This window comes from Xanthovirga aplysinae (genome assembly GCF_009711365.1).
In the GTDB taxonomy this organism is placed as follows: Bacteria; Bacteroidota; Bacteroidia; order Cytophagales; family Cyclobacteriaceae; genus Xanthovirga; species Xanthovirga aplysinae.
The window spans coordinates 1-6,469 of the sequence record NZ_SMMB01001002.1 but is presented as its reverse complement, the minus strand read 5'-3'; the positions used below and the strand labels follow the sequence as shown (position 1 = coordinate 6,469).

Sequence of the window (6,469 nt, the reverse complement as noted above, 5' to 3'; positions counted from 1 at the left end):
ACCTAACAAAAAGGTGGAAGAATAAAAAAAACAACTCCCATGGTTAATTGCCAAGAGAGTTGTTTGTCTCTTTTAGTTTATGCATTTAAAGACAACTAATTTTTTTGTTAAATCATTTAATAACAACTCGTTGTGCTGGTAATAATTCATCTCCTACCTGCATGCGCACTATATAAATGCCAGGATCCAGGGAATAATGGCTTAAATCCATAATCAAAGATTTGCCTTCCCATTTGATATGCTTGGGTGAAATGGCAAAGGTTCCTTTTCTCGAAATACTATTCATTACAATATTGATCTCTTGATTAGATAGGTTTTGATCCATCTCCAGACTTAAATAATTAATGGCAGGGTTGGGCGATAATTTAAGTTGTTTTTCATGGTGTTTAGAGCTGTTAGCCCTAGCAGTATTTTCCTTTTCTTCTCCTCCTGTTTCCGCATCTTTATACGTAAATGAGGCAAAATATTCTTGAGACATTATTATCTCCCTTTTGCTTTTGGTATCCATGTCAAGTAAAGCGGGATTTGCCAACAATAAGGTAGTTTCCTCTTGAAGCACTACTGTTCCGTTTTCATCTGCCTTTTCTTGGGTGGAAGTGTTAACACCAATAATCATTGCTTTCAAACCCCCGCCCAAATCAATTATCTCAACACTTACATCTTCCCGGTTGGACATCACAGCTGGGGGATTTCCAAAAAGGAGGATTTCCAACAGGTGTGGCATATTAGGATTCCCTTGATGGGTTTGAAAAGTCTCTAACAACACAGTAATGTTACCAAAAGGAGAATGATGTTTTTCACTGACAGCTTTTTTTGAACCTTCGCCTTCATAAGCTATATAAAAGTTTTCACTTTCCTTAATGCTTGGCTTTTCTTCTTGCCTTTCCTCAGGTGTTTCATCCACAAATTCAAATTCCACCCTAGGGCTCAACATTTCTTGCCTGGCAATATTGTTTTGGGAAGAGGCAGCTGCCAACTCATTAAAAACAGAAGCAGGATCGGTAATAGCTCCAGCCTCAGTCATTTCAATATTTTGTCCAACAGCAAAGTTTACCACTGGGGCTTCGACAGTAAGAAAACTGATTTGTGGATTAGCTGTATTCTCCCTCTGCCCTTGGGGTTGATCAAGCTCAATAAGCAATAATTTTTTTCCATTCTGTAGAGGAATAACTTTAGTACGTACTTCCCCAGTGGGAGAAGTTACCCTTGGTCTTTTACCTACAAAGATAAGCTCAGCCTTATGAGGCTCAGTTATGACACTATTGGGATCTTGTCTTACCTCTAATACAACAGAACCAATCTGTGCCCAAGTAATAGAGGAGCTAAATATAAGAACTGTAAAAACGACAATAAATAATTTGTTGGTTAATAGAAGTTGGTTTTTCATAGTGCATTGGTTTTTGGCAGATGTTTACAAATTACATTCCTTCTAAGGGGTTTTGATATTTACCATAATGTGGGAACACCATTGGTTTACAATTGTTTAGGGGGAAAATTGAATGTAGATCGGTGTATCTAAAAGAATAATGATTAGCTTTTTTGGGGAAGGGTTCTTATTCTTCTAGTAGGTGATCAGCCCATAAGCTTTGGGTAGGGGAGTTGTCAACTATGAAAAATACTTCCACCTATCAGGATAGTGGAAGTCATTAAAATTCACTACTTTTTAGGCTAATGATTGGTGCAAACCTAATAGCCAAGGAGTAGGAACTGTTGGAGTTTTGCATATATTTGTGGATGGCCATACCTTCATCTAATTTCTTTGGACATTCGGTACATTCCTCTTAAATTTTCATGCATCATTTCTGACGGATATCTAAAATTCCCATTTATTTTAAACCCCAGTTTCTCATAAAACCTAATTGCTTTATCCTGAGAGTCCATAGCTTCAAGCCATAATAATGAATTCTTTTGGGTGCAAAATATTTTCTCCACCCAAGTAATTAATTTTCTCCCAATTCCTTTCCCATGTACAGACGAGTCAAGGTAAATTCGTTGTAATTTAGTTGAATGATTTTTTTTTGTTTCAGGGAAGTTTTCCCTTAGAAGGACTCTTAATATTCCGACAATATCTTTATCATACAAGACAAAATAATACCTTGAATTGGGGTTGTTAAGTTCCTTTCTTAAGTTCTCTTCTGAATATATTTCTTTCAAATACCATTCTCCTTTATCAGGCCACAAATGTTGATATACAGGAGGGTATATTTTTTTCATCAAGTCATATAACTTTTGGTGGTCAGAAATATTTATTTGAAGTAGAGATATGTCATCTGTTATTCTAGTCATTTTTGATTTTTCATAAGTTGAATTTCTGCGGATTGAAAATTAACTCCACTTAGACAAAAAGTGGATGTTTTTTCAAAGGGCTATATGCTTCCTGTTTATAAATATTCTTTTATCCTCAACAAATGGAATTAATCTATCATCCCAGGGAAGTACATCCAATTCAGGCCACTTTTTTATCCATTTTTCTACCTTCTTGTTATAAATATTTTGCGTTATCTGTCTGTTATTTGCCCTGATCTTCAAGTTAAAAACATCCTTGAGTCCAAAAGGCGCATAAATCTCCCAACTTTTTTCGGATAATTTCCTTACTCCTAACGAAGTGGCTGTGGTGGGCCAAGTATTTATAGCACTTTCAACTGATTTATAAGGGGCAATATCATAGCCAAATTTTTCCCTATACCACAAATGAACTCTTGCCTCATTTTTAACATCAAGTCGATAGGGATATTCCCCCAAACTTTCATTTAAGTATTGGAGAATCTTCTCCTCATCCTCTTCTTTTACTTTTAAAGGATTATGATAAATTATATCGATGTCCTCTATTCCATAATCTACTGGTCTATTAGTTAATTCATTCCATACGGTTTGGGCAATAGCACCTGCTCCAATATAACAGTCTTCAATTTCTAATTCATACAAAGCCGATGCTGCTATCTTTAAATGAAAGCTCTTTTCAATGATGTTTATCAGCCTTTCACTTTCTTTTGCTAAATCCATCTAATTAAACTCCTTTCTTCGTCCAGGTTTTAGTTTAAAATTAAAGATTATTGGCGTTTCGCCATTAAGGACTCCTACTTTCTTCTCTTCAATCTCAAATTCTGCAATATATAAAAAAACATTTCAGTTGATAATGCACTTACTAGTTAAATAATCAAATCCTGGATTTCTTTATTTCGGTTTGGCATGGAAATATGGCCAATGGTAATAATACCATTCAATAATTAGCCGCCAATTTGCTATTGTGGGCCATTTTTGGTTATAAATCCAGTGAAAAATATATTGGTTGGATCTGATATTAACATACAGTTCCATGATTATAACTTGGCACTGTTTAATAATATCTATTTACTTCCACCCATCTGGAAAATGGAAAAACAACAATGGAACGATGTTTTTTTGAACACAAACAAAACTAATTTTTCAGGAATATGGGGAATATATGTATATTATATTTGTTTAATTTTTTAGTCAATCTTCATAAATAAGATATGTTTAGAATTATAAAATGGTTTATTATTAGTTTATTTATAATGGCTATTGGTGGGACCGTTATCTATTATGGCTTTCCCCTGTTGATTATTAATGCTGTAAAGGGTTATCATGTAAAACAAGCTGGACTTTCAGATAAAACGATACAGTTGGGACAGTATAGTCTACCATACTATGAAGGAGGAGAAGGAGATACTTTGATCTTGATACATGGATTTGGGGATAATAAGTATTCATTTATACCATTAGCGAAATTTGTATCTCCTAATTATCATGTTTTATTACCCGAGGTTCCTGGGTTTGGAGAAACAGCTCGTCTGCTCGAAAGAAATCATAGTATACGTGGCCAGGTAGAAGCTCTCCATCAGTTTATTTTGGAAAAAAAATTAAGCAAATTTCACTTAGCCGGTAATTCAATGGGAGGGCATATTGCGGCGGCTTACACTTTAGCTTACCCCGAATATGTAGATAAACTCATTTTACTGAATGCTGCAGGCTTATTGGTAAATGGCGATTCTGTCTATCACCAAACTAAGGTTCCTCTTAAAAATTATTCTGATTTCGACGTTATTATGGATAAGCTCTTTGAAATAAAGCCTGATTTCCCCAATATTTTAAAGGATGACTTTATTGAAAAATCCGCCAAAAGTTTCCAATGGCAGAACCAAATCATTAAGCAAATCCATGAAGGAAAGGACTATATTTTAAATGATCGAATTCATCAGATCCAGCAACATACATTAATTATATGGGGAAGACAGGATAAAATTGTGAAATTTGCGATCGGGGAAGCTTATCATAAAGGTATTCCTAATTCCGAAATCTATGTTTTTGATCCTGGGGGACATGTTCCACATCATGAATACACAGAAAAAACAGCTCAAATCATGTTGAATTTTTTGAATGATTAGGCCCTGTGGAAAAATCACTGTATGAAATGTTTTCCTAACTACCTTTCAATGGCTCTATTGCAAAGATTCAGGTCCTATATTTAAATGAGATAATAACATCAAGACTAAAATAATCAGCTTGGTAAATTTCTTAGGTCTTCAGCAGTTGTTGCAATTTTTGCAACAACTGATTCTCTATCTAATTCACCTCCTATAATAATATTCTTAATTACAATTCAAAGGAAAAAATAGGGTGACGGTTCTCTAGGTGATCCACTTAGACGGATTGTCAATTAGTAAATAAGATGTATAATCCCTGTCTAAATAATTGGCTATTATTAGCCCTTGACTACTGAAATAACGATGATTTAGATGAAGTGAGGTTCTGATTTTTATTTATTATGGTAGAAATTAAAATACACTCTAATCCTATGTGTATCAAATCAAAACTAAATTACTTTTTGTTTTCGAACTTCCACTTTTCTAAGTTTTGGAAGCAAGGACATTCTATGAGTAAAGTCCGCATGTTTGCTTCGTTGGCAGCCCGTCAGGATGCCAATGAAGCAAACATGGGGTTACCTACTTTTTAAATTATTTAAATGGTGTTCAATAACCAAACATCAGAAACTTTAAATCAGAGGTGGATTCATATATAGTTCAACGTTTTATCGTTCTTCTATTTCACCACCTACTTAATCTGATTCAAGAAATTTTAAGACACTTTCAGCACCCCATTTTATTAAGCCCTCCATTCTAAATATTAAGTCTCGCATTTTAAATGAACAATAACTTAGTTAAATACGGGTCTCATAAAAGACCTTTCATAACTCAAAATGCACCTTGTATCTATAGCATATTGATATGCCTCTTGACATTCTTTGTCATTCATGGTATCCACTCGATAATTTTCGTATTCCGCTAATGAATTAAAACTAAACAAGGCTGTCGCTATGTTATTTGCGCCTTCATGCGGTAAGAAATAACCATGATGTTGTCCGCCAAACTTATTTACCAGCGGGATCCACTTTTTAGCATAAATTTCAAATTCATCGAGTTTATAAGGGTCAATCTTATATCGTAAATAGCAAGTAATCATAATTTATATTTTAGGTAATTCTGACTAACATCATATTTTTTAAATTTTGAACCACTGAAAATTTGCTCGCTGGCTAGAGAAATTAATCGGTTCTCAGATATGGGGAATTGTAGCTAACGGCTCGGCGGGTTGCTGTGATTTTTTGGCGTTGGTTTATGCGCGTTGGAAAAGCATGGCAGCTCGCTATTCTTGTGGTTTATTAGTTTCTGTTTTTTCATAAAATTGATGGTTTTTTTAGATAAAAAATTTTGAATTTTTACAAATCTATCTAAAATATGCAATTTTAAGTATGATTTTAATTTGAGAATTTTTCAAAACTAATTGAATTATTTTCATTTGGTTTTAGATATCTTAAATTCAGTACGGGAGTTATTAACTATAAATAAGGGTTTTTAACAAGTATTGGGTAGGTAAAAAATACTTATTGAATATTAATTTTGATGAGGATATAAACAAGAGAGAGTTTAAGCGTGGAATTTTTAAAGGGGATTTCAAAGCGATCAAAGAAATAAATGAAAGTAATAGAACCCTTCCACCTGTCTAGTAGGTAGGAAAATTATTATAGTATTTTTTATTATATTTATAATTATTTAAACAATTCACTCAATTCTGGGTTACCTTTAATTCCCCCCTTATTTAAAAACCCTAATTCACCACGTCCTATTCACCTTTCACAAGATTTTCTAAAATCATGAAAAAAGTAATTATTACCCTCCTCTCAATGGCCTGGGTCTTTCAATTAAGCATGGCACAAGGCAATAACAATAACGACAATACACAAAGGATTTATGCCATTCAAAAAGTGCAAAACATGCTTTTAGACAATAACATTATTAATGGTGCCGCAAACGATTATAACGGGCAGTGGGTTTATTCTTATCAGCAAGGGCAAAACAATCTAATCCAGGACAATAACGAAATTGAAGGTAGCAACAATGATTGGAATAGCCAGATACTTTACAGCTGGATTAAGGGGGATAACAATGAT

At 34.0% G+C, this 6,469-nt stretch carries 6 protein-coding genes; 2 read left to right on the top strand and 4 right to left on the bottom strand.

Annotated features, from left to right (window positions below):
- Nucleotides 1-112: 112 nt before the first annotated feature.
- The 3 genes from E1171_RS10115 to E1171_RS10105 all read right to left on the bottom strand — a co-directional run bounded on the left by E1171_RS10115 (nt 113) and on the right by E1171_RS10105 (nt 3,003).
- Nucleotides 113-1,387, bottom strand: a complete 1,275-nt coding sequence (locus E1171_RS10115) for a hypothetical protein (protein WP_155205886.1) — start codon at nt 1,385-1,387, stop codon at nt 113-115.
- Between the two features lie 359 nt (nt 1,388-1,746).
- A complete protein-coding gene (locus E1171_RS10110) occupies nt 1,747-2,286 on the bottom strand; it encodes a GNAT family N-acetyltransferase (protein ID WP_155205885.1) in 540 nt (179 codons plus the stop codon).
- A 72-nt stretch (nt 2,287-2,358) separates the two neighbouring features.
- Complete coding sequence (locus tag E1171_RS10105) at nt 2,359-3,003, bottom strand: nucleotidyltransferase family protein (RefSeq protein WP_155205884.1); 645 nt, start codon at nt 3,001-3,003, stop codon at nt 2,359-2,361.
- A 491-nt stretch (nt 3,004-3,494) separates the two neighbouring features.
- On the opposite strand from E1171_RS10105, the gene E1171_RS10100 reads away from it, so the two are divergent.
- On the top strand, nt 3,495-4,406 hold the full coding sequence (locus E1171_RS10100) for an alpha/beta fold hydrolase (RefSeq protein WP_155205883.1): 912 nt from the start codon (nt 3,495-3,497) through the stop codon (nt 4,404-4,406).
- Nucleotides 4,407-5,175: 769 nt separating this feature from the next.
- On the opposite strand, the gene E1171_RS10095 is transcribed toward E1171_RS10100, so the two are convergent.
- Nucleotides 5,176-5,481, bottom strand: a complete 306-nt coding sequence (locus E1171_RS10095) for an NIPSNAP family protein (protein ID WP_155205882.1) — start codon at nt 5,479-5,481, stop codon at nt 5,176-5,178.
- Between the two features lie 691 nt (nt 5,482-6,172).
- Between E1171_RS10095 and E1171_RS10090 the strand changes: the two genes are divergently transcribed.
- Nucleotides 6,173-6,469 (top strand): hypothetical protein (locus E1171_RS10090; protein WP_155205881.1); only part of this gene is annotated, 297 nt, incomplete at its 3' end.

Bases quoted from the DNA above. Each gene is read 5' to 3' on its own strand.
- E1171_RS10115 (WP_155205886.1), bottom strand. From the start codon at position 1,387: ATGAAAAACCAACTTCTATTAACCAACAAATTATTTATTGTCGTTTTT.
- E1171_RS10110 (WP_155205885.1), bottom strand. From the start codon at position 2,286: ATGACTAGAATAACAGATGACATATCTCTACTTCAAATAAATATTTCT.
- E1171_RS10105 (WP_155205884.1), bottom strand. From the start codon at position 3,003: ATGGATTTAGCAAAAGAAAGTGAAAGGCTGATAAACATCATTGAAAAG.
- E1171_RS10100 (WP_155205883.1), top strand. From the start codon at position 3,495: ATGTTTAGAATTATAAAATGGTTTATTATTAGTTTATTTATAATGGCT.
- E1171_RS10095 (WP_155205882.1), bottom strand. From the start codon at position 5,481: ATGATTACTTGCTATTTACGATATAAGATTGACCCTTATAAACTCGAT.